Source organism: Stenotrophomonas sp. MYb238 (assembly GCF_009496535.1).
GTDB lineage: Bacteria > Pseudomonadota > Gammaproteobacteria > Xanthomonadales > Xanthomonadaceae > Stenotrophomonas.
In genome coordinates this window covers 37,775-58,946 of the sequence record NZ_WIDL01000020.1, presented here as the reverse complement: position 1 = coordinate 58,946, position 21,172 = coordinate 37,775, and the positions used below count along the sequence as shown (strand labels likewise).

Annotated in this window: 22 protein-coding genes and 1 pseudogene; 17 read left to right on the top strand and 6 right to left on the bottom strand. The window is 67.9% G+C overall.

Annotated features, from left to right (window positions below; genetic code table 11):
- Window positions 1-68 precede the first annotated feature (68 nt).
- From CQ393_RS13615 to CQ393_RS13590, 6 genes are all read left to right on the top strand, one after another.
- Window positions 69-1,016, top strand: coding sequence for a lytic transglycosylase domain-containing protein (locus CQ393_RS13615; protein ID WP_153192112.1), 948 nt, complete (start codon window positions 69-71; stop codon window positions 1,014-1,016).
- Window positions 1,017-1,189: 173 nt separating this feature from the next.
- Window positions 1,190-1,810 (top strand): ubiquinol-cytochrome c reductase iron-sulfur subunit, encoded by a 621-nt coding sequence (gene petA, locus CQ393_RS13610; protein WP_153192110.1) that lies wholly within the window; start codon window positions 1,190-1,192, stop codon window positions 1,808-1,810.
- 2 nt (window positions 1,811-1,812) lie between these two features.
- Window positions 1,813-3,075, top strand: a complete 1,263-nt coding sequence (locus CQ393_RS13605) for a cytochrome bc complex cytochrome b subunit (protein WP_153192108.1) — start codon at window positions 1,813-1,815, stop codon at window positions 3,073-3,075.
- Window positions 3,068-3,811 (top strand): cytochrome c1, encoded by a 744-nt coding sequence (locus CQ393_RS13600; protein ID WP_153192106.1) that lies wholly within the window; start codon window positions 3,068-3,070, stop codon window positions 3,809-3,811. The genes CQ393_RS13605 and CQ393_RS13600 overlap by 8 nt, the downstream gene beginning before the upstream one ends.
- 149 nt (window positions 3,812-3,960) lie before the next feature.
- Window positions 3,961-4,596 carry a glutathione S-transferase N-terminal domain-containing protein gene (locus CQ393_RS13595; protein WP_153192104.1) on the top strand — a complete coding sequence of 212 codons (636 nt, stop codon included), beginning with the start codon at window positions 3,961-3,963 and terminating at the stop codon, window positions 4,594-4,596.
- Between the two features lie 77 nt (window positions 4,597-4,673).
- Entirely contained in the window at window positions 4,674-5,114 is a 441-nt protein-coding gene (locus CQ393_RS13590; protein WP_153192103.1) for a ClpXP protease specificity-enhancing factor, read from the top strand.
- Between the two features lie 75 nt (window positions 5,115-5,189).
- On the opposite strand, the gene CQ393_RS13585 is transcribed toward CQ393_RS13590, so the two are convergent.
- The 4 genes and pseudogenes from CQ393_RS13585 to CQ393_RS13570 all read right to left on the bottom strand — a co-directional run bounded on the left by CQ393_RS13585 (window position 5,190) and on the right by CQ393_RS13570 (window position 7,776).
- Window positions 5,190-5,540: a DUF3301 domain-containing protein gene (locus tag CQ393_RS13585; protein WP_153192102.1), complete on the bottom strand. Its 351-nt coding sequence runs from the start codon at window positions 5,538-5,540 to the stop codon at window positions 5,190-5,192.
- A 151-nt stretch (window positions 5,541-5,691) separates the two neighbouring features.
- Window positions 5,692-6,573: pseudogene (locus CQ393_RS13580) on the bottom strand (DUF2272 domain-containing protein); the annotation flags it as partial.
- A 61-nt stretch (window positions 6,574-6,634) separates the two neighbouring features.
- Window positions 6,635-7,507 carry a carboxylating nicotinate-nucleotide diphosphorylase gene (gene nadC / locus CQ393_RS13575; RefSeq protein WP_153192163.1) on the bottom strand — a complete coding sequence of 291 codons (873 nt, stop codon included), beginning with the start codon at window positions 7,505-7,507 and terminating at the stop codon, window positions 6,635-6,637.
- Window positions 7,507-7,776 (bottom strand): Trm112 family protein, encoded by a 270-nt coding sequence (locus CQ393_RS13570; protein WP_153192101.1) that lies wholly within the window; start codon window positions 7,774-7,776, stop codon window positions 7,507-7,509. Before CQ393_RS13570 ends, nadC begins: the two co-directional genes overlap by 1 nt.
- Window positions 7,777-7,835: 59 nt before the next feature.
- Between CQ393_RS13570 and purE the strand changes: the two genes are divergently transcribed.
- Window positions 7,836-8,339 (top strand): 5-(carboxyamino)imidazole ribonucleotide mutase, encoded by a 504-nt coding sequence (gene purE, locus CQ393_RS13565; RefSeq protein ID WP_153192100.1) that lies wholly within the window; start codon window positions 7,836-7,838, stop codon window positions 8,337-8,339.
- A 67-nt stretch (window positions 8,340-8,406) separates the two neighbouring features.
- Window positions 8,407-9,552, top strand: a complete 1,146-nt coding sequence (locus CQ393_RS13560) for a 5-(carboxyamino)imidazole ribonucleotide synthase (RefSeq protein WP_153192099.1) — start codon at window positions 8,407-8,409, stop codon at window positions 9,550-9,552.
- Between the two features lie 553 nt (window positions 9,553-10,105).
- Here the strand turns inward: CQ393_RS13560 and CQ393_RS13555 are convergent.
- Window positions 10,106-10,681 (bottom strand): superoxide dismutase, encoded by a 576-nt coding sequence (locus CQ393_RS13555; RefSeq protein WP_153192098.1) that lies wholly within the window; start codon window positions 10,679-10,681, stop codon window positions 10,106-10,108.
- Window positions 10,682-10,801: 120 nt separating this feature from the next.
- Between CQ393_RS13555 and grxD the strand changes: the two genes are divergently transcribed.
- The 5 genes from grxD to ppnN all read left to right on the top strand — a co-directional run bounded on the left by grxD (window position 10,802) and on the right by ppnN (window position 17,442).
- Window positions 10,802-11,122, top strand: a complete 321-nt coding sequence (gene grxD / locus CQ393_RS13550; RefSeq protein WP_104938499.1) for a Grx4 family monothiol glutaredoxin — start codon at window positions 10,802-10,804, stop codon at window positions 11,120-11,122.
- Between the two features lie 11 nt (window positions 11,123-11,133).
- Window positions 11,134-11,877, top strand: a complete 744-nt coding sequence (locus CQ393_RS13545; RefSeq protein ID WP_153192161.1) for an SDR family NAD(P)-dependent oxidoreductase — start codon at window positions 11,134-11,136, stop codon at window positions 11,875-11,877.
- Window positions 11,874-12,467: a YhgN family NAAT transporter gene (locus CQ393_RS13540; RefSeq protein WP_343199974.1), complete on the top strand. Its 594-nt coding sequence runs from the start codon at window positions 11,874-11,876 to the stop codon at window positions 12,465-12,467. The genes CQ393_RS13545 and CQ393_RS13540 overlap by 4 nt, the downstream gene beginning before the upstream one ends.
- Window positions 12,468-12,681: 214 nt before the next feature.
- Entirely contained in the window at window positions 12,682-15,942 is a 3,261-nt protein-coding gene (locus tag CQ393_RS13535; RefSeq protein ID WP_153192094.1) for a carboxypeptidase regulatory-like domain-containing protein, read from the top strand.
- Between the two features lie 108 nt (window positions 15,943-16,050).
- Complete coding sequence (gene ppnN, locus CQ393_RS13530; protein ID WP_153192092.1) at window positions 16,051-17,442, top strand: nucleotide 5'-monophosphate nucleosidase PpnN; 1,392 nt, start codon at window positions 16,051-16,053, stop codon at window positions 17,440-17,442.
- Window positions 17,443-17,601: 159 nt separating this feature from the next.
- Here ppnN and CQ393_RS13525 read toward each other — a convergent pair whose 3' ends face one another.
- Window positions 17,602-18,606 carry a histidine kinase gene (locus tag CQ393_RS13525; RefSeq protein ID WP_343199973.1) on the bottom strand — a complete coding sequence of 335 codons (1,005 nt, stop codon included), beginning with the start codon at window positions 18,604-18,606 and terminating at the stop codon, window positions 17,602-17,604.
- Between the two features lie 191 nt (window positions 18,607-18,797).
- Here CQ393_RS13525 and CQ393_RS13520 point away from each other — a divergent pair, with 191 nt between their 5' ends.
- The 4 genes from CQ393_RS13520 to CQ393_RS13505 are packed head-to-tail and all read left to right on the top strand — an operon-like array spanning window position 18,798 to window position 21,170.
- The gene (locus tag CQ393_RS13520) at window positions 18,798-19,277 is read left to right on the top strand and encodes a GspH/FimT family pseudopilin (protein WP_343199972.1); all 480 of its coding nucleotides are present in this window, start codon (window positions 18,798-18,800) and stop codon (window positions 19,275-19,277) included.
- Window positions 19,274-19,762: a prepilin-type N-terminal cleavage/methylation domain-containing protein gene (locus tag CQ393_RS13515; RefSeq protein WP_153192088.1), complete on the top strand. Its 489-nt coding sequence runs from the start codon at window positions 19,274-19,276 to the stop codon at window positions 19,760-19,762. Before CQ393_RS13520 ends, CQ393_RS13515 begins: the two co-directional genes overlap by 4 nt.
- Window positions 19,759-20,619 (top strand): prepilin-type N-terminal cleavage/methylation domain-containing protein, encoded by an 861-nt coding sequence (locus CQ393_RS13510; RefSeq protein ID WP_194269673.1) that lies wholly within the window; start codon window positions 19,759-19,761, stop codon window positions 20,617-20,619. Before CQ393_RS13515 ends, CQ393_RS13510 begins: the two co-directional genes overlap by 4 nt.
- Complete coding sequence (locus CQ393_RS13505; RefSeq protein ID WP_153192084.1) at window positions 20,616-21,170, top strand: PilX N-terminal domain-containing pilus assembly protein; 555 nt, start codon at window positions 20,616-20,618, stop codon at window positions 21,168-21,170. The genes CQ393_RS13510 and CQ393_RS13505 overlap by 4 nt, the downstream gene beginning before the upstream one ends.
- The last annotated feature ends 2 nt before the right edge of the window (window positions 21,171-21,172 follow it).

The following is a 21,172-nucleotide window of genomic DNA, read 5'->3' as shown; positions in this document are numbered from 1 at the left end:
CCCGGGCGTTACCGCCGGGCGGGGGCAGTTGGCATTCGCGCCGCGAAACTGGGACACTTCCGCCCGCAATGAAGACCGGACTGGGGATTGCAGGGTTGTTGATCGCCTCGCTGACGGCTGTGCCGGCCAGCGCGGGCAGCCTGTACAAGTGCCTCGGCGCCGACGGCGTCTCCAACTACGTCAGCAAGCGCATCCGCGGCGCCAGTTGCAGCGTGGTCGGCAGCTACCGCCCGGCGGCCCAGCCGGCCAGCCGGCCGCCGTCCACCGCGACCGCCACGACCGCCAACCCCTCGGCCAGCCCTGCCGCCGCCGCGGACCGGCCGCCGACCGCGGCGGTCGCCACCGCCGCCGCTGCCCGACCCGCTGCAGCGACTCCGGCTCCAGCTCCGGCGGCGACCGCCCCGGCGCCCGCGCGTGCCGGCCGCGCGCAGCGCGTGGTGAACGGGCAGGTCTATACCTATATGAAGGACGGCGTGCGCCACTACACCAGCGCCCGGCCGGCGCAGGTCGCCAGCCTGGGCGAAGTGCGCACCATCCGCTACAGCTACATCGAGCGCTGCTATGCCTGCGGCGCGAACCCGGGGGTCAACTTCGGCACGGTGCGGCTCAACACGCAGGCCTACCACGCCGAGATCGCCGCCGCGGCGCGCGAGTTCGGGGTCGAGGAGGCCGTGGTGCGCGCGGTGATCCACGCCGAGTCGGCGTTCAATCCCGCCGCCCTGAGCCGCGCCGGCGCGCAGGGGCTGATGCAGCTGATGCCGGCCACCGCGCGCCGGTTCGGCGTGAGCGATGCCTACGACGCCTCCCAGAACATCCGCGGCGGCGTGCAATACCTGTCGTGGCTGCTGCGGCGCTTCAACGGCGACCTGACCTTGGCCGCGGCCGGCTACAACGCCGGCGAAGGCGCCGTGGCCCGGCATGGCGGCGTGCCGCCGTACAGCGAAACCCAGTACTACGTGAAGCGCGTGGCGCAGCTGGCGGACCGCTATCGCGGCGAGCTGGGCTCGCGCCAATGAGCGCGTTTGCGCTTTATTCCAGGGGCGCGTGACAAAAGTCATGGACTCCTGTTTCATCGCATTGTGCGGCTGCTGAACGTTCAGCTAAACTCGGGGGAGATTCGATTCTGAGCGGTCCGGTTCCACCGGTCGCAGGCAGCCGCAAGCCACCTACATCAATATCGGAGTGCCGGATGGCCAACGATGGGGTAAACGATCCAGTCAATGCCGGACGCCGGCGCTTCCTGACAGCGACAACCGCCGTGGTCGGCGCGGTCGGGGCAGGTTTCGCAGCAGTCCCTTTCATCAAGTCATGGAATCCCAGTGCCAAGGCCCAGCTCGCCGGCGCACCGGTGAATGCCGACATCAGCGCACTGCAGGAGGGGCAGCGCCTGATCATGGAGTGGCGAGGCCAGCCGATCTGGATCGTCAAGCGCTCCAAGTCGGTGCTCGACGCGCTGCCCACCCTGGATGGCCGCCTGCGCGACCCCAAGTCCGAGAACGCGGACCAGCAGCCGGACTACGTGCGCAAGGCCAACCCGGAACTACGCTCGATCAAGCCCGAGATCTCGGTGCTCGTCGGCCTGTGCACCCACCTGGGCTGCTCGCCGGAAATGGCCGCTGAGATCAAGCCCGAACCGTATGACCCGGAATGGAAGGGCGGCTACTTCTGTCCCTGCCACAAGTCGCGCTTCGACATGGCCGGCCGCGTGTTCCAGGGCGTGCCGGCGCCGACCAACCTGGTCGTGCCACCACACCATTACGCCGACGACAACACCATCGTCATCGGCGTCGATCCCAAGGGGGCGGCGTAATCATGGCTGACAACATCCTCGTCCGCGCCGCCAATGGCGTGATGGGCTGGGTCAACGACCGCGCCCCGGCGTTGATGCCGATGTACCGGAAGCACATGTCCGAGTACTACGCGCCGAAGAACTTCAACATCTGGTACATCTTCGGCGTGCTGTCGATGGTGGTGCTGGTCAACCAGATCGTCACCGGCATCTTCCTCACCATGCATTACAAGACCAGCGCGGCGGAAGCCTTCGCCTCGGTCGAGTACATCATGCGCGACGTGGAGTGGGGCTGGCTGATCCGCTACATGCACAGCACCGGCGCCTCGCTGTTCTTCATCGTCGTCTACCTGCACATGTTCCGCGGCCTGATGTACGGCTCCTACAAGAAGCCGCGCGAGCTGGTGTGGATCCTGGGCATGCTGATCTACCTGGCGCTGATGGCCGAAGCCTTCATGGGCTACGTGCTGCCGTGGGGCCAGATGTCGTTCTGGGGCGCGAAGGTCATCATCTCGCTGTTCGGCGCCATCCCGGTGATCGGCAACGGCCTGACCGAGTGGATCATGGGCGACTACCTGCCGTCCGACGCCACCCTGAACCGCTTCTTCGCCCTGCACGTGATCGCGGTGCCGCTGGTGCTGCTGCTGCTGGTCGTGCTGCACCTGGGCGCGCTGCACGAGGTGGGTTCCAACAACCCCGACGGCGTGGAGATCAAGAAGGGCCCGAAGGGCAACCGCTGGTCGCCGACCGCGCCGGCCGACGGCGTGCCGTTCCATCCGTACTACACGGTGAAGGACACCTTCTACGTGTTCGCGATGATGGTCATCGCCGCCTTCATCATCTTCTTCGCCCCGGCGTTCGGTGGCTGGTTCCTGGAGCACGACAACTTCACCGAGGCCAACCGCCTGGTCACCCCGGAGCACATCAAGCCGGTGTGGTACTACACGCCGTACTACGCGATGCTGCGGGTGATCCCGCACAAGCTCAGCGGCGTGCTGGTGATGTTCGGCGCCATCGCGATCCTGTTCGCGGTGCCGTGGCTGGACCGCGCCAAGGTCAAGTCCTACCGCTACCGTGGCCTGCTCTCCAAGCTGCTGCTGTTCGGCTTCGCCATCAGCTTCGTGTGGCTGGGCAAGATCGGCGCCGGTCCAGGTACCGATCCGGTGGAAACCATCATCGGCCGCTTCCTGACCGCGTACTACTTCCTCTTCTTCCTGACCATGCCAGTGTGGACCAAGCTGGACAAGACCAAGCCGGTGCCGGAGCGGGTGACGACGCATGACTAAGAAATGGATTGCCTTGCTGGCGACGGCCACCGCCGCACTCCTGTTCTCGGCCGCCACCTTCGCTTCCTCGGGCGGCGCGCTGCAGCAGGCGGGCAACGACCTGTCCGACCAGGCGTCGCTGCAGCGCGGTGCGCAGGCCTACATGAACTATTGTTCGGGCTGCCACTCGCTGAAGTACCTGCGCTACTCGCGCATGGCCGCGGACCTGGGCCTGACCGAGCAGCAGGTGATGGACAACCTGAACTTCACCGGCGCCAAGTTCGGTGAGCAGATCCATGTCGCCATGACCAAGGAGCAGGGCGACAAGTGGTTCGGCAAGATGCCGCCCGACCTGAGCCTGATCTCGCGCGTGCGGGGCAGCGACTGGATCTACACCTACCTGAAGTCGTTCTACCTGGACGAGTCGCGGCCGCTGGGCTGGAACAACAAGCTGTTCCCGAACGCCTCCATGCCCAATCCGCTGTGGGAGCTGCAGGGCCTGCAGCATGCCGAGTTCGGCGAACCCGACGTGGCCGGCGAGCGGCATCCGGAGCGGCTGGTGGTGACCAGCCCCGGGCGCGTGACGCCGCAGGAATACGACCAGACCGTCCGCGACATCACCAACTTCCTCGAGTACGCCGGTGAGCCGGCTGTGCTCAAGCGCCAGAGCCTGGGCGTGTGGGTGGTGCTGTTTCTGGCGCTGCTCTCCTTCCTGGCGTACCTGCTCAAGAACGAGTACTGGACGGACGTGCATTGACGTGAGGGTGGGTCCGCGGGCCGGTGCGGGAGGTTGGCTGGCACTTGGCATCGGCGCCGGCTGACTGCACACTCGGGAAGGTGGCGACCGTGGGCGCTGGGCCTGCGGCGCCGTAAGGCTGGCGGATTCCGGCCCTTGGAGAGCCCTTGATGGCGGCGAGTGTGCGCATGCGAAATACCCTGACGTTGTTCTCGGCCAATGACGATGTCCTGTGCCACCGGGTGCGGCTGGTGCTGGCCGCGAAGGGCGTCACCTACGATCTGGTGCCGGTCGATCCGCAGAATCCGCCGGAAGACCTCATCGACCTCAACCCCTACCACTCGGTGCCGACCCTGGTGGAGCGCGAACTCGTGCTCTATGCGGCCTCGGTGGTCAGCGAGTACCTGGACGAGCGTTACCCGCATCCGCCGCTGATGCCGGTGGACCCGCTGTCGCGGGCGCGCCTGCGCCTGGCGATGCTGCGCATCGAGCACGACTGGGTGCCGCAGGTGCAGGCGATCCAGCTGGGCAACAAGACCCAGGCCGAGGCCGCGCGCAAGCGCCTGAAGGAACTGGTGGCGCAGTCGGTGCCGCTGTTCAAGGCGTCCAAGTTCTTCCTCAACCCGGAAATGAGCCTGGCCGACTGCGCGATGGCGCCGATCATCTGGCGGCTGGATGCGCTGGGCATTCCGCTGCCCAAGGATGGCAAGGCCATCGAGGACTACGGCAACCGCATTTTCCGCAATCCGGGTTTCATCCGCAGCCTCACCGACCAGGAAAAGAAGCTGCGCGACCTGCCGGTCTGACGCATCGGCTGTATGCAGACTTATCGATCGCCGCCCGCGGGCGGCGATCGCGCATCGATGCCGCGTACACTTGCCCCATGAGTGAAGAATCTTTCCGCATGAGCAGCCATCGCCCATACCTGCTGCGGGCGCTGGTGGAGTGGATCAACGACAACGGCATGACCCCGCACATCATGGTCGATGCCGGCGTGCCGGGCGTGCAGGTGCCGGCCAGCGCGGTCAAGGACGAGCGGGTCGTGCTCAACATCGCCGAGCGCGCGGTGATGCGGCTGCACATCGACAACGAAGCGGTGAGTTTCACCGCGCGGTTCTCCGGCGTCAGTTTTCCGGTGAACGTGCCGATCGCGGCGATACTCGCGGTGTATGCGCGCGAGACCGGGCAGGGCATGGCGCTGCCGGACGATATCCCGGGCGCGGACGGCCCCGAGCCGCATGACGACGATACGCCGCCGCCCAGCGCGCCGCCGGAGCCGCCACAGCCTTCGGGCAAGCGTCCGTTCCTCCGGGTAGTGAAGTAACCCGCACCGCCGCCGCAAGGCGGCGGTTTTCGTTCGGGGGAACATGCTTCCGGATCGCGCGGAGTGGAGCCGCGTTCAGATGTCCTCGGCTTCGTCGCTGCGCGGCTGCAGCATGCTCACCCGCGCGGTAACCGGGCCGACGAACGAGACCAGCTGTTTCCCGCGCAGCACCATGCGTCCGCTGTGGCGTTCGACGCCGTCGTAGGAATAGTCGAAGCGGAAGCTGCGCTCGAAGCCGAGCCAGCCGTTGGGCAGCCGGCACAGGCGCAGGCCGATGGCGTGCACGCTCTGGTCCAGCCACTGCACGTCGGCGGCCTGGCAGGCATTGCGGCCCAGTTCGGTGGCGCGTTCGGCCGCGGCCCGGGACGCGTCCCAGAAGGCGTAGCCGATGGCGCCGAGGATCATCAGGATCAGCAGGGTAGGCATGGCGCCACTTTAGGCGGCCGTGCGCGAAAGCGGAACCGGTCCGGGCGGAGGAGGGACGTCGCGACCGGCAGGGGGCCGTGACGGACCGGCCACCAGTTCAGCGCGGCTAGGGCTCCGCCGGCGTGGGGGCCGGCAAGGTCCCGGGCTCCACCAGCTTCAACAACGCCGCCCAGTCCTGCCGGTTGAAATCGCATTCCTCCTCGCGGCCGGGCGAGCACGCGTTTTCCACCGACGAGGCAGCCCGCCCCGCATCGACGGGAGCCGGAGCGACCAGGCGCCCGGTGCGGTCCAGCGCCAGCTTGCGCATGACCACCGCGTTGGCGACGTTGCCGCCAACCAGGTACAGCGTGCGGTCGCCGCCGACATTGGCCGCCACGACCACTTCGCAATGCGATTTCCAGCGGTCCGCGCCGCCGGCTCCCAGCGCCTTCACCAGGCCGTCGTGGCTCAGCGCCGTGCTGCGGTCGCGCAGGAAGCAGAGCAGGTCGCCGGGTGCCGGCTTGTCCAGGGCCGGATCGACCAGCCGATAGGGCGTGCCCGCCGCGCCGCCGCGGTAGGCGGCGCGGATGTAGTCGATGTGGCGCGGTGAACGCACGAAGCCCTGCACGCCGGCGCGGACCATGATCCAGGACACGAACGCGGCCGACCACGGGTTGTCGATCAGGAAAGCCCGGCAATCGTTGTCGGTCGTGCGTTCGCCGGGCGTGGCCAGGCAGCTCTGCGCGCCGGGCAGCGCGGCCATCGGCGACAGCGTGCCGCTCTGGCGCCAGTAGCCGGCCACGCGCTGCCACGCCACCAGGCCGTCGTCGGCGAGGCTGCCGCTCTCGGCCTCGGTGACGGCGAGGCTGGCGATGCGGCCGTCGCGATCGATGAAGGGGCGGTACCACAGGCGATGCTCGTCGCAGGCGGCGCGTACGATGGCCTTGGCGGTTTCGCCCACGCCGTAGCGCGGCGGCACATCGCAGGCCTCCACCGCGGCGGCGGGAAAGGCGGGCAGGGACAGGGCGCAGCAGAACAGGAATCGGTGGATCACGACGGGCTCCCCTCGGGTACAGGGCGAGCCTCGCAGGGGGCGCCGTTTCCGTGCCGTGAAATCAGGCCGGTGGCGGCCCCAGTTTCAGCGACAGGTCGATGGCCTGCACGTGCTTGGTCAGCCCGCCGATGGAAATGCAGTCCACGCCGTCCTCGGCGATGGCGCGCAGTCCGTCCAGGCCCACGCTGCCGGAGACTTCCAGCGGGATGCGTTTTCCCGGCGGCCGCAGGGCGGCGATGCGCACCGCGTCGCGGCGCATCGCCGGGGTGAAGTCGTCGATCAGGACGCGGTCGCAACCGGCGGCCAGGGCTTCTTCCAGCTGCGCCAGATCCTCGACCTCGACCACCAGCGGCAGGCCGGGCTGCTGCGCGCGCGCGGCGCGTACCGCGGCGGTGAGCGAACCGGCGGCGCGGATGTGGTTCTCCTTCAGCATCACCATGTCGAACAGGCCGATGCGGTGGTTGTCGCCGCCGCCGCAGCGCACCGCGTACTTCTGCGCCAGGCGCAGGCCGGGCAGGGTCTTGCGCGTGTCGAGGATGCGCGCGCCGGTGCCGGCCACGGCGGAGACATGGCGCGCGGTGGTGGTGGCGGTGGCCGAGAGCGTCTGCATGAAGTTCAGCGAGGTGCGCTCGGCGCTGACCAGCGCGCGGCTGCGGCCCTGCAGGGTGGCCAGCACGGTGCCGGCGGGCACGCGCTCGCCTTCGCTTACCCGCCAGTCGATCCGCACCTGCGGGTCGAGCGCGCGATGGGTGGCGTCGAACCACGGGCGGCCGGCGATCACCGCCTCCTGCTTGCACAGCAGGTAGGCGCTGTCGGCGGTGTCGGGCAGCAGCGCGGCGGTGACGTCGCCGCTGCCGATGTCCTCGGCCAGGGCGCGGGCGACGTCGGCGTCGATCTGCTCCTGCGGCGGAGCGGCCGGCGGCTGCGGCAGCATCACGTGCCCGGGAAACCGTCGATCTGCGCGGTGGCGATGGCCTCCTCGGCCAGCAGCACCGGAATGCCGTCCTCGACGCGGAACACCTGCCTGCGGTCGCGGGTGACCAGCGCCTCGCGCAGCGGCTCGGCCTGCGCGCTGCCGTCGGCGCGGGCGACGCCGCCGGCGGCGATGGCGCGGTTCAGCGTTTCCAGCCCCGCGCTGTCCAGCAGGGCCAGCGGCTGGCGGGTGTCGGGCGAGACGAGCAGGTCGAGCAGTTTGCGGTCCATCGGGTCGTGGTCTTGCGTGGAAGGCGGCTAGAATACGTCTTTGCAGCAGGTGACGGCCAATGACCCCCAATTCCTCCGCGCCGCTCGTCGGCATCGTGATGGGTTCCCGTTCCGACTGGGAGACCATGCAGCACGCGGCCCAGAAGCTCGACGCGCTGGGCGTTCCGTATGAAGTGAAGGTCGTCTCGGCGCACCGCACGCCGGACGTGCTGTTCACCTATGCCGAAGAAGCCGGTCCGCGCGGGCTGCGCGCGATCATCGCCGGTGCCGGTGGTGCCGCCCACCTGCCGGGCATGATCGCGGCCAAGACCGCGGTGCCGGTGCTGGGCGTGCCGGTGCAGTCCAAGGCGTTGAACGGCATGGATTCGCTGCTGTCGATCGTGCAGATGCCGGCGGGGATTCCGGTGGCCACCTTCGCCATCGGCAACGCCGGCGCCTCGAACGCGGCGCTGTTCGCCGCGGCGATGCTGGCGCCGGCGCAGCCGGCCGTGGGCCAGGCGCTGGATGCCTTCCGCGCGCGCCAGACCGCCGACGTGATGGCCGCCGACGACCCGCGCCAATGACCACGGTCGGCATTGCCCTGCGGGTTCGCCTGGGCAGGCCGCACGAATTTCCGGAGCAGTTCCGCGCATGACGACGATAGGTATTCTGGGCGGCGGGCAGCTGGCCCGCATGATGGTGCTGGCCGGTGCGCCGCTGGGCCTGCGCTTCGTGGTGTTCGACCCGGCCGCGGACGCCTGCGCCGGGCAGCTGGCGCCGCTGCAGGTGGGGGCGTTCGACGACACCGCCGCGCTGGCCGAATTCGCCGGCAAGGTGGACGTGGTCACCTTCGATTTCGAGAACGTGCCGGCCGCCAGCGCGCGCTGGCTGGCCGAGCGCAGGCAGGTGTTCCCGAACCCGGCCGCGCTGGCGGTGGCGCAGGACCGGCTCAGCGAGAAGACGCTGTTCCAGGAACTGGGCATTCCGCTGCCGCCGTTCGCCGACATCCGCGACCGCGACGATTTGGCGGCGAAGGCGGCCGAGTTCGGCATGCCGTGCATCCTCAAGACGCGCCGGCTCGGCTACGATGGCAAGGGCCAGTTCCGCATCCGCGAGGCGGCCGACATCGACGCCGCCTGGCAGGCGCTGGGCGCGCAGGCCGGCAGGACCGGGCTGATCCTGGAAGGCTTTGTCGCTTTCGACCGCGAGGTCAGCGTGGTGGCGGTGCGCGGCCGCGATGGCGAGTTCCGTGCCTGGCCGTTGACCGGCAACTGGCACGTCGATGGCGTGTTGTCGGCGAGCCTGGCCCCGGCGGTCGCGACCGCGGCGCAGCACGAGGCGGCCATCGGTTACGCGCGCCGCGTGGCCGAGCGGCTCGACTACGTGGGCGTGTTCGCGCTGGAACTGTTCTGCCGCGGCGACGAACTGCTGGCCAACGAGATGGCGCCGCGCGTGCACAACTCCGGCCACTGGACCAGCGATGGCGCCGAGACCTCGCAGTTCGAGAATCATCTGCGCGCGGTGCTCGGCCTGCCGCTGGGCGATACGCGCGTGCTGGGCCATGCCTGCATGCTCAACTGGCTCGGCCGGATGCCCGATGCGCGTGCGGTGCTCGCCGAGCCCGCCGGCCACTGGCACGACTACGGCAAACAGCCCCGCGAAGGCCGCAAGGTGGGGCACGCGAACCTGCGCGACGACGATGCGGCGGCCCTGGCCGCCGCGCTGGAGCGGGTGGGGCAGGCGCTGGGCCGCCAGGCGCAGGTCGAGCCGGTGGTGCGCGCGTTGCGGGCCGGCTGACCGGCGTTCCCACCGGTGTTTCCGGTCGCCGGCCGGCGCCGTCGCGGATCGACAACGCAACGATGCATCGATGTGCGCAGCGGCGCGATAGGCGTGATGGCGGCTTGGGGTTCCTTCCGCCGGAATCGCCGCCTTGCTGGGATGGACGCCGTCGCGAATGAAAGCGCCGGACTGGCGAACCCGGCGGGCTTTCGCCCGTTATGCGTAAGCGCGCATGACACCGAGCGGCCCCGGCGCGCAGACCGCGCATTTGGACCGCGGCCCCGCGAACTGGTTGCGCTAGCTGTGGTGTGCCCCGTTGCGACGCTGCATCACCATACGTGGGCGCGGCGTTGAAGCTAAGGTGTCAGCCGCCGAGGGATCGTCGGTGTGCTCGATATAACGCTGGCGCTCAACGCCGGTGCGGCGCTGGTGTATCCGGTGCTGGGCGCGATGGCCGCGCACGGCTGAACCTGTGGCAATGCGAGGTCGGCCTGCTGCGGGCAGGGGAGTTCCATGCGTGGCTCATGCCGGTTTTCGCCGATGGCCGATGCCGTCGGTTTCCGGAAGGCGCTCAGCGCAGCTGGGCGCCTACAAAATCCCAGTTCACCAGTTTCCAGAACGACTGCAGGTAACGCGTGCGGTCGTTCTGGAAGTCCGTGTAGTACGCGTGTTCCCACAGGTCGCAGGCCAGCAGCGGCGTGCTGTCGCCGGTCAGCGGCGTGTTCGCGTTGCGGGTGGTGACGATGGCCAGGCGGCCGTCCGGGTGTTGTACCAGCCACGCCCAGCCGGAGCCGAACAGCGCCATCGCGGCGCGGTTGAATTCCTCGCGCAGTTTCTGCGTGTCGCCGAACTGCCGGGCGATGCGTTCGGCCAGCGCGCCCTGCGGCTCGCCGCTGGCCCGCGGATGCAGGCATTGCCAGTAGAAGGCATGGTTCCAGGCCTGGGCGGCGGCTTCGAACAGGCTGCCCTGGCTGCGGCGGACGATGTCCTCCAGCGGCAGCTCGGCCAGCTCAGTGCCGGCGATGCGGGCGTTCACCGCGTCCACATCGGCGTGGTGGTGGCCGTGGTGCAGGTCCAGTGTCGCAGCGGAGAAATGCGGCTGCAGGGCGTCGCGGGGATAGGGCAGGTCGGGCAGTTCGACGGGCATGGTCCGTTTCTTTCGGTCGAGGGCGCCGGGAGCCGGCCGGCTCGGCTTACAATCGGCAGCCACGGAGGAAGAGTCTATCCGACCGGACGGACCTTCTTCCGCCGCAGCAGGGAGAATTCAATGGCGGTGATGGAGCAAATCCAGGCGGAGGTGGAGCAGCATCCCCTCGTCCTGTTCATGAAGGGGACGCCGCAGTACCCGATGTGCGGGTTCTCCAGCCGCGCCGTGCAGGCGCTGCTGGCCGCGGGGGCGGTCAACCTGCGCACCGTCAACGTGCTCGAGTTGCCGGAAGTGCGCGCCAACCTGCCGCGCTATTCCAACTGGCCGACGTTCCCGCAGTTCTTCATGCACGGCGAACTGATCGGAGGCTGCGACATCATCCTGGAGCTGCTGGAGTCCGGCGAGCTCAAGCGCATCGTCGCCGAGGCGGGCCAGGCGTGAGCGCGCAGTCGATGAATGCGGCCGGCAATCCCGCGCCGGAAGGCGCCTTGGCGGGACGGGTCGTGCTGGTGACCGGCGCGGCCGGGGGCCTCGGCGCGGCGGCGACTCGGGCCTGCGCGGCCGCCGGCGCCACCGTGGTGCTGCTCGGGCGCAAGATCGCCAAGCTCAACCGCGTCTACGACAGCGCGGTGCCGCTCGGCCCCGAGCCGCTGCTGTATCCGCTGGACATGGAAGGCGCTTCCCCGGACGACTTCGCCGAACTGGCCGCGCGCCTGGAGTCCGAGGTCGGCCGGCTGGATGGCCTGCTGCACTGCGCGGCCGACTTCGCCGGCTTGACGCCTTTTGCCCTGGGCGACCCGGCCGCCTTCGCCCGCGCCATTCACGTGAACCTCACCGCCCGCGCCTGGCTCACCCAGGCCTGCCTGCCGCTGCTGCGCCAGCGCGACGATGCGGCGGTGGTGTTCGCGCTCGACGACCCGCAGCGGGTCGGGCAGGCCTATTGGGGCGGCTATGGCGTGGCGCAGTACGGTCTACGCGGCCTGCTGGACACCTTGCACCATGAACTTCGCAACAGCCCGGTGCGGGTCAGCGGGCTGCAGCCCAGGCCGATGCGCACGCCGCTGCGCGCGCGCGCGTTCACCCATGAAACCGACTTCGCGCCGGTCGACCCGGCGGCCTGCGCCGACGCCTGCGTGCAACTGCTGGCCGCCGAGGGAGCGGCCTGGCGCGGCAAGGTGATGGAACTGCACGGGTGACCGTCCTTTCGGCCGCGCTGCTGCTGTTCCTGATCCTGGACCCGCTGGGCAACATCCCGGTATTTCTCAGCCTGCTCAAGCCCCTGGCGCCGCGGCGCCAGCGCGTGGTGCTGGTGCGCGAACTGCTGATCGCGCTGGCGGTGCTGATGGCCTTTCTGTGGGGCGGCAAGTACGCGCTTGAGCTGATGCACCTGCGCCAGGAATCGGTTTCCATCGCCGGCGGCATCGTGCTGTTCCTGATCGGCATCCGCATGATCTTCCCGCGGCCGGAAGGGCTGATGGGTGCGGTGCCGGACGGGGAGCCCTTCATTGTGCCGATGGCGATCCCGCTGGTGGCCGGCCCGTCGGGGATGGCGGCGGTCATGCTGATGGGCAGCAACGAGCCGGACCGGCTTGGTGAATGGAGCCTTGCGCTGCTGCTGGCCTGGGGGGCGACGGCGGCGATCCTGATGTCGGCCACGCTGCTTTACAAGCTGCTCGGCGCTCGTGCGTTGACCGCGCTGGAGCGCCTGATGGGCATGCTGCTCGTCGCGATTTCCGTGCAGATGTTGCTGGACGGCGTCGCTGTCTATCTGGCGTCGATCCGATAAGTCATTGATTCGATTGTTCTGGTTTTGTTGCGCTGCAAGATCGCTGTCTTGCTACGGTCATATTCGACGCTTACCGTGTTAACCTTATCTTAACCGTTGCGCATGTAACCGCCGCGGAAGGTACCCCCAGATTCAAGCCGATCAGGCGCCCGGTGGCCCCGGGGCTGATGGATCGCGTTTTTTCCCAATCGCCAACTCGTATCGAGGCTACCCAATGAACCACCCTCGCATCCGGATGTCCAAGCTTGCCCTTGGTCTCGTTGCCGCTCTCGCGGCCGCGCCGGCTTTCGCACAGAGCACTTCCGCCGGCGTCGGCGGCCTGGTCACCAACAACGGCGGTTCGCCGGTGGCCGGTGCCGAAGTCACCATCACCCACGTCGAGTCGGGCACGACCAGCCGCGCCACCACCGACGCGTCGGGCCGTTACAACGCGCGCGGCCTGCGCGTGGGCGGTCCGTACACGATCACCGTGACCAAGCCGGGTGAAGGCACCAAGACCGAAGAGGGTGTGTATCTCAACCTGAACCAGGTGAACACCGTCAACGCCGCGCTTGCCGGCGACGTGACGACCCTGCAGGGCGTGGACGTGGTGGCCGCGATGGTGGCAGGTTCCGACCTGTTCAGCGCCAACAAGATGGGCACCGGTTCCAACGTGACCCGCGAGACGATGGACGCGCTGCCGTCGGCCAACCGCAACATCCAGGACTACATCCGCCTGGATCCGCGCATCTCCCAGGTCAGCAAGGCCGACGGCGCGATCTCGGCCGGTGGCCAGAACACCCGCTTCAACGCCATCCGCATCGACGGCATCGGCGCCGGCGATCCGTTCGGCCTGGAGTCCAACAACCTGCCGACCGAGCGCCAGCCGGTGTCGATGGACGCCATCCAGGAAATCAACATCGACCTGGCCAACTACGACACCACCATCTACGGCGGCACCGGCGCGGTGATCAACGCCGTGACCAAGTCGGGCACCAACGAGTTCCACGGCACGGTCTATGGTTCGTACCGCAACAAGGACGACATGGTCCGCCGCCGCCTCGCCGCCGACAAGGGCGACTTCAACGGCTTCGAGGACGAGAAGACCTATGGCCTGACCTTCGGCGGCCCGATCGTCAAGGACAAGCTGTTCTTCTTCGCCAACTACGAGAAGTACGAGCGTTCGGCGCCGGGCGTGGCCCTGAGCGACACGCTGTACGGCAAGGGCAGCATCACCGACGCCGACATCAAGAAGGTCCAGGAGTTCATGTCCAACAAGGGCTATGACATCGGCGGACTGTCGGCTCCGGACAACAAGACCGAGATCGAGGAATACGCGGTCAAGCTGGACTGGAACATCAACGAGAACCACCGTGCGGCGCTGCGCTACAACAAGATGGAGCAGAGCGTCATGCGTTTCCCGGGCATGTCCTCCAGCTCGGTTTCGCTGAGCAGCCACTGGTACGCGCAGCCCAAGACCTATGAAACCTGGATGGGCGAACTGTTCTCCGACTGGAGCGACAACTTCTCCACCGAGTTCAAGGTCTCGCACAAGGACTACAACGCCTCGCGCGTGCCGTCGGTCAACATGCCGCAGGTTCGCATCAACGGCTTCGGCTCCAGCACCTCCGGCCTGCTGTTCGGCACCGAGCAGAACACGCACGTCAACATCGTCGAGTCGAAGGAGCTGAGCGCCTTCGGTGCCGCGAACTGGTACATCGGCGACCACACCGTCAAGTTCGGCTTCGATTACTCGAAGAACGACCTGATGAACTTCTACGGCCGCAACCTGAATGGCGTTTACGTCTTCAGCAACCTGGAAGACTTCCTCAACGGCAAGGTGAACCAGTACCAGCTGCGTGCTCCGCGCCCGAACGGCGGCAGCTACAGCGACATCCCGGCCGAGTTCACGCTGAAGAATGCCGGCGTGTTCCTGCAGGACACCTGGGCGGTCAACTACAACCTGAGCCTGATGTACGGCGTGCGCATCGACATGCCGGACTTCAGCAACCAGAAGTTGTACAACCCGCGCATCGAGCAGCTGTACGGCTATAACAACACGGTGCTGCCGGACCGCAAGCTGGTGCAGCCGCGCGTGGGCTTCAACTACACCTTCGACTCGGATCGCCCGACCCAGCTGCGCGGCGGCGTGGGCCTGTTCGGCGGCGCGGCCCCGAACGTGTGGCTGGCCGGTGCCTACCAGAACACCGGCCTGAACTACGTCGAGTACGACCTCAAGGGCGGCCAGGCACCGGCGTTCGACATGAACCTGCCGCCTTCGACCGACGGCCTGACCCCGGGTTCGGCCCGCCAGAACGTGGACATCATCGAGCCGGGCACGCGCCTGCCGTCGGTGTGGAAGGCCAACCTGGCGTTCGACCACGAACTGCCGTGGTACGGCATCACAGCTTCGGCCGAACTGCTGGTCACCAAGGTCAAGGATGCGCTGTACTTCGAGCGTCTGGACGTGATGGATCCGACGTTCACCGGCACCCAGGACGATCGCGACAACTACTGGAACGCCGCAGGCCGCGACCCGCGCAATGCCGGCAAGTACGGTATGGAAATCGGCAAGATCAAGGGCAACACCTGTACCCCCGCCCAGGTCACCGCAGGCCTGTGCCCGGATGTGAAGGGCAACCGTCCGGGCGACATCGGCGACGTGCTGCTGCTCCGCAATACCGACAAGGGCCGCAGCACCCAGGCCACCTTCGCGCTGAGCCGGCCGATGGGCGAGCATTGGGGCTGGTCGCTGGGTTACACCTATACCGCCGCCAAGGAAGTCAGCCCGCTGACCAGCTCGCAGAACACCTCGAACTGGAACAACACGCTGATCTACCAGGCCAACGAAAACGTGGCCTACGACTCGCGCTATGCGATCAAGGACCGCGTGACCGGCACCGTGGAATGGAAGCACGCCTTCTTCGGCGACTACTCCACCCGCGTGGGCCTGTTCTATGAAGGCCGTTCGGGTCGTCCGTACAGCTACATCTTCTACAACGACGCCAACGGCGACGGCGCGGCGACCAACGACCTGTTCTACGTGCCGAAGGGCTACGGCGACGTGCTGTGGACCGGCGGCGCGGACATGGAGAAGGCGTTCTTCGACTGGCTGGAGAAGACCCCGGAACTGGCGGGCTATGCGGGCCAGGTCGTGCCGGCCAACGCGCACCGCGCCAAGTGGGTCAACAGCTTCGACGTGCGCCTGAGCCAGGAACTGCCGGGCTTCTTCAAGGGCCACAAGACCGAGCTGGCGCTGGACATCATGAACATCGGCAACCTGCTCAACAAGAAGTGGGGCCTGATCGACGACTACGGCTTCTACTCGACCCGCCGCATCGCCAACTATGCGGGCATCGACCCGGCAACCGGCAAGTACGTCTACAACTTCACCGGTTCCACCGACAACTCGCAGATCCAGGAAAACAACAACGACAAGGGCAACACCGCGGTGTCGCGCTGGTCGATGATGCTGAGCCTGAAGTACAAGTTCTGATGCCCTGACGGATCAGTGCTGGACAAGGAAACGGCCGGGGCAACCCGGCCGTTTTCCTTTTCATGGGGGCAGCGCTACATTCGACCAACTGTGAAGACGGAACCGATGATGGAAATGACGAAAGAAGCGGTGGCGCGGGCGCTGCCGGTGCAGGACGCGCGGATCTACCCGCGCGGCGGGCTGGACGTGCTGTCGCGGGCGGAAGTGGCGCGCCTGCGCGATGCCTCCAGCGGCGGCATGCACGAGCTGCTGCGGCGCTGCGCGCTGGCGGTGCTCACCAGCGGCAGCGCCTCGGACGATCCGCGCGCCGCGCGCGACCTGTACCCGGATTTCGACATCCAGGTCGCCCAACAGGACCGCGGCGTCCGCATCGACCTGAGCAACGCGCCGGCGATGGCCTTCGTCGACGGCGAGATCATCCGCGGCATCGCCGAGCTGCTGTTCTCCGTGGTGCGCGACCTGGCCTACATGGCCATCGAGCTGGGGCCGGAGTACGCCTCCGACCTGGAAACGCCCGAAGGCATCACCAACGCGGTGTTCGGCGTGCTGCGCAACGCCCGCATCCTGCAGCCGAGCGAGCCGAACCTGGTGGTGTGCTGGGGCGGCCATTCGATTTCCCGCGACGAGTACCTGTACACCAAGCAGGTGGGCTACGAGCTGGGATTGCGCGGCCTGGACATCTGCACCGGCTGCGGGCCGGGCGCGATGAAGGGGCCGATGAAGGGCGCGACCATCGCCCACGCCAAGCAGCGCAGGATCAATACGCGCTACATCGGCATCACCGAGCCGGGCATCATCGCTGCCGAATCGCCGAACCCGATCGTGAACCACTTGGTGATCATGCCGGACATCGAGAAACGCCTGGAGGCGTTCGTGCGCATGGGCCACGGCATCATCGTCTTCCCGGGCGGCGTCGGTACCGCCGAGGAGATCCTGTACCTGCTGGGCATCCTGCTGCGCGAGGAGAACAAGGCGCTGCCGTTCCCGCTGATCCTCAGCGGCCCGACCATCGCCGCGCCGTACTTCGAGCAGATCGACCAGTTCATACGCATGACCCTGGGCGAGGAGGCGGCCAGCCGCTACGAGATCATCATCGGCGATCCCGTCGCCGTGGCCCGCCGCATGGCGCAGGGCATCAAGCGCGTGCGCGAGTACCGGCTGGCGCACAAGGATTCGTTCTTCTTCAACTGGTCGGTGGAGATCCCGAGCGAGTACCAGCAGCCGTTCGTGCCGACGCACGAGGCGATGGCCGCGCTGGACCTGCACCACGGGCGTCCGGCGCCGGAACTGGCGGCCGATCTGCGGCGCGCGTTCTCGGGCATCGTCGCCGGCAACGTCAAGGAGGACAGCATGCAGCGGATCGAGCAGTTCGGACCGTTCGTGATCCATGGCGACCCGGACATGATGCAGGCGCTGGATGCGCTGCTGCGGGCCTTCGTCGAGCAGCGGCGCATGAAGATTTCCGGCGAGTACCACCCCTGCTACCGGGTCGTGACCTGAGGTTCGGACGCTACAGGGTTTGACGCCGGCCGCCGTTCCCGGGCCGGCGTCCGGCTCCCGTGCCCTTTCCGCACTGCCATTGCAGGCATCGCCTGCCGGACATGCCTTGGTGGGTCGTTCAATCCGGGGGCATCTGCACCGCGGGGCGTAGCCGGGCGGTCATGGGCCCGGTACCACCATCGATGCCAGGTAACGGTCGTCCGCGACCTGCGTCTGGACATCGCCGCCCATCGCCTGGATGCGAGCGCGCAGCGCCTGCAGGCCCACGTGGTGTCCCCGGTGGGCGGTGGCGGGCGTCGGAGGCAGGTCGTTGCTGACCGTGATGCGTACGCCCCCGCCCTCCGGCTGGATGGCGATCCGCAGCGTGCATGGGCCCGGCGAAGGTTCCACCCCGTGATGGATGGCGTTCTCGACCAGCGGCTGGATCGACAGGATCGGTACCTCCAGGTCGGGCAGTGCTTCGGGCACCTGCCATTCCAGCCGCATGCGCGCGCCGAAACGCAACTGCTCGATGCCGGCATAGCGGCGGGCGAGCTCCAGTTCCTCCCGCAGCGGAATCCGGCGCGAGCCGGTCAGCGCGGCACGGAACAGGTCCGCCAGGTCCAGCAACAGCTCCTCGGCCTTTTCCGGTTGCTGGTGCACGAGCGCGGCGCCGGTGTTGAGCGTGTTGAACAGGAAGTGGGGATGGATGCGCGCCTGCAGCGCATCCAGTTCCGCCTGCTTGGCGCGCAGGACCAGTTGCCGCGCGCGCCAGTGGTTCTGGAAGGCGAGCAGCACCAGCAGGCCCGCCACCAGTGCCAGCGCCAGGGCGCGAAGAAGGAAGACGGCGCCGGCATGGTCGCCCGGCGCGTGGCGGAAGCTCACCAGCTTCCAGGACACCAGGGCGACCAGGAGGGTCATGACCAGCAGCATGCCCAGGCATACCCAGGCCAGCGCCTGCGGCTGCAGGCGGCCCAGGGCGGGGCGCAGCGCATGGGCCGCCGCCAGCGTGCCCAGCGTCGCCCACTGGATTCCCAGCGACATCAGGCCGAACAACACCAGGCGGTCGTCCACCGGTGCCGGCGACAGGGCGAGCAGGGCGGCCAGCGCCTCGCCGGCCAGGACCACGGCGATCAGGGTCGTCGGGCTCAGCAGGATGTCGATCGGGCGGTTGGGGTGCGGCACGGGGCCTTCCTGGGCAGAGAGCTGCTGATCATAGCCACGGCCGGCTACCGTTGGCTCCGGTGATCGGCCCGCCCGTCGCCTTTGTATGGAAAGGGCCCGGCGATCCTGCGTAATGTCCGACCGGGAAGCATGGGGGTGTTATGTCGCGACGCGATGCTGGAGTTCCGCCATCGAAAGGGGCGGGGTTCACCTTGATCGAGCTGATGGTGACGGTGGCGGTGCTGGCGATCATCGCCACGATCGCCGTGCCCGCCATGCAGGGCCTGATCGCCGCCAACCGCCTCAGCGCGGCATCGACCGAACTGGTCACCGCGCTGCAGCTTGCGCGCTCGGAAGCGATCCGCCGCAACGCGCCGGTCATGGTCTGCGCCAGTGATGACGGAACGAACTGCGAGAACTCCACCGAGTGGAGCCGCTGGATCGTGACCGGCACGGACAATGCCACCGGCAACGCCGAAGTGATCCGGGATTCGGCCGTGACCGGCGATATGCAGGTGGCGGGGCCGGCGGCGGGCATCCGCTTCCGTCCGACCGGCCTGCTCGATGCGCAGGCCGCCGTGACGTTGTGCCTTCCGGTCAGCAATCCGTCCAGCAACCAGCGTGTCGTCACGATGATGGTGGGCGGCGGCGTCGCCACCAGCAAGCAGAGTGGGAATGGAGGATGTTCATGAACAATCGGACCCCATGCGTCGCGCGTGGTCGGCACCGCAGCGGCGTGCGCCGTTGCGGGCGAAGCCAGCAGGGCGTCAGCCTGCTGGAAGTCATGATCTCGGTGCTGATCCTGGGCATCGGCCTGCTGGGCATCGCCGCCATGCAGGCGCTGGCCCTGCGCGGTGGCCAGGGGTCGCTTGAAAGCAGCCAGGCGGTCATGCAGACCACCTCCATCGTCGAGGCCATGCGCGCCAATCGTGTGAATGCGGCCAGCTACGCGATGAACATGACCTGCACCGCGGGTTCGGGCGGAAGCCTGGCGCAGAACGACCTGGCCGCCTGGATAACCGCGTTGAAAAACACGATGGGCACGGCGGAGGACACCAGCACCTGCGGCCGGATCGAGGCGCTGGGCAACGGCCGTTACCGTGTCACCGTGCAATGGGACGACCAGCGCGCCGGTGGCGGCAGCGCCCGTCAGGTCGCCACGGAGGTGCGCATATGAAAGGAGCACGCCATTTTCCGGGTCGGAAGAAGACCGGCGGCTTCAGCCTGATCGAACTGATGATCGCGCTGGTGCTGGGCCTGCTGGTGCTGGGCGCGGCGTTCGTCGTGTTCCAGTCCAACCAGAATTCCTACCGGGCCAACGAAGGCCTTAACCGCATCCAGGAAAGCGCGCGGGTCGCCTTCGAACTGATGTCGCAGGACATCCGTTCGGCGGGCGGTTCGGCCTGTTCCACCGCTTCGGTGGTGGAGACGACGGGCACCCAGTCCAATGCGTTCCGCGATACGCCCATCACCGGCGACGGCAGCGAACTGACGGTGGTGTCCGGCGAGGATACCGCCTACAGGATCACGGCTTCGAGCGCCACGTCCATCACCCTGGATTCGACGCAGATCTCGGATGCGACCGAACGGTTCGAGGTCGGCGATTGGCTGCTGCTGTGCAATGTGCGCAAGAGTTTCGTGGTCCAGGCGACGAGCGTGACCAGCAGCGCGATCGGTTTCGCGGCGCTGCCGGGCAACTACAACCCGGGGGCGGACGCGCATGCTCCTCCTTCCTCCTTGATGGTGGGGCGGTTGCGCAACGCGCGCTGGTACGTCGCCGACAACAACCGTGGCGGCAGTTCCCTCTATGTCTCGCGCTTCGGGGGAGCGGGCGAGGAGGTCACCGATGGCGTGCAGTCCATCGCCTTCTCCTACCTGCAGCAGGGGAGCTCGACCTATACGTCTTCTCCCGGCGACTGGTCGACCGTCATCGGCGTGCGTGCCGCCCTGGTACTTACCGGGCAGGACGTGGACGGCAAGGCGCTGACCCGCAACTCCTCCAATGTATTCAGTCTCCGGAGTCGTACGTTATGACCCGTGCCGTCGACGCCCGCCGCCATTCCCGCCTGCCGGCCGGCGGCAGGCAGGCGGGCATCACCCTGCTGGTGGTGCTGATCCTGCTGCTGATCCTCTCGGTGCTGGGGATCGTGATCCTGCGCAGTTCCGCCATGCAGGAGCGCATGAGCGCCAACATGCGCGACCGCAGCCTCGCGTTCCAGGGCGCCGAGACGGCGCTCCGTTACGCCCAGGAGGTGGTGCTGGCCGGGAATTCGGCCTGGGAAAGCGGGATCGTGCCGGTGGCCGAAAACTGCACCAACGCCAGCGTCTGCCCGACCGGAGCGACAGCGGTCTGGGCCAACCTGCCCACGGGCACCTACGACACGCGCCTGGGGGCCGCGCCGCAGTACTGGATCGAGTATCTGGGGATCGGCCCCGGCTACAAGGGTAGTTGCGACAGCCTCCCGCCATCGCCGGACTGTGAAAGCCCACTCTTCCGTATCACCGCGCGCAGCCGTTCCGAAGGGCGCGCGGATGTCGTGTTGCAGGCCAACGTGGCCAGCCGCACTCCAACGCCGGGACAATGATC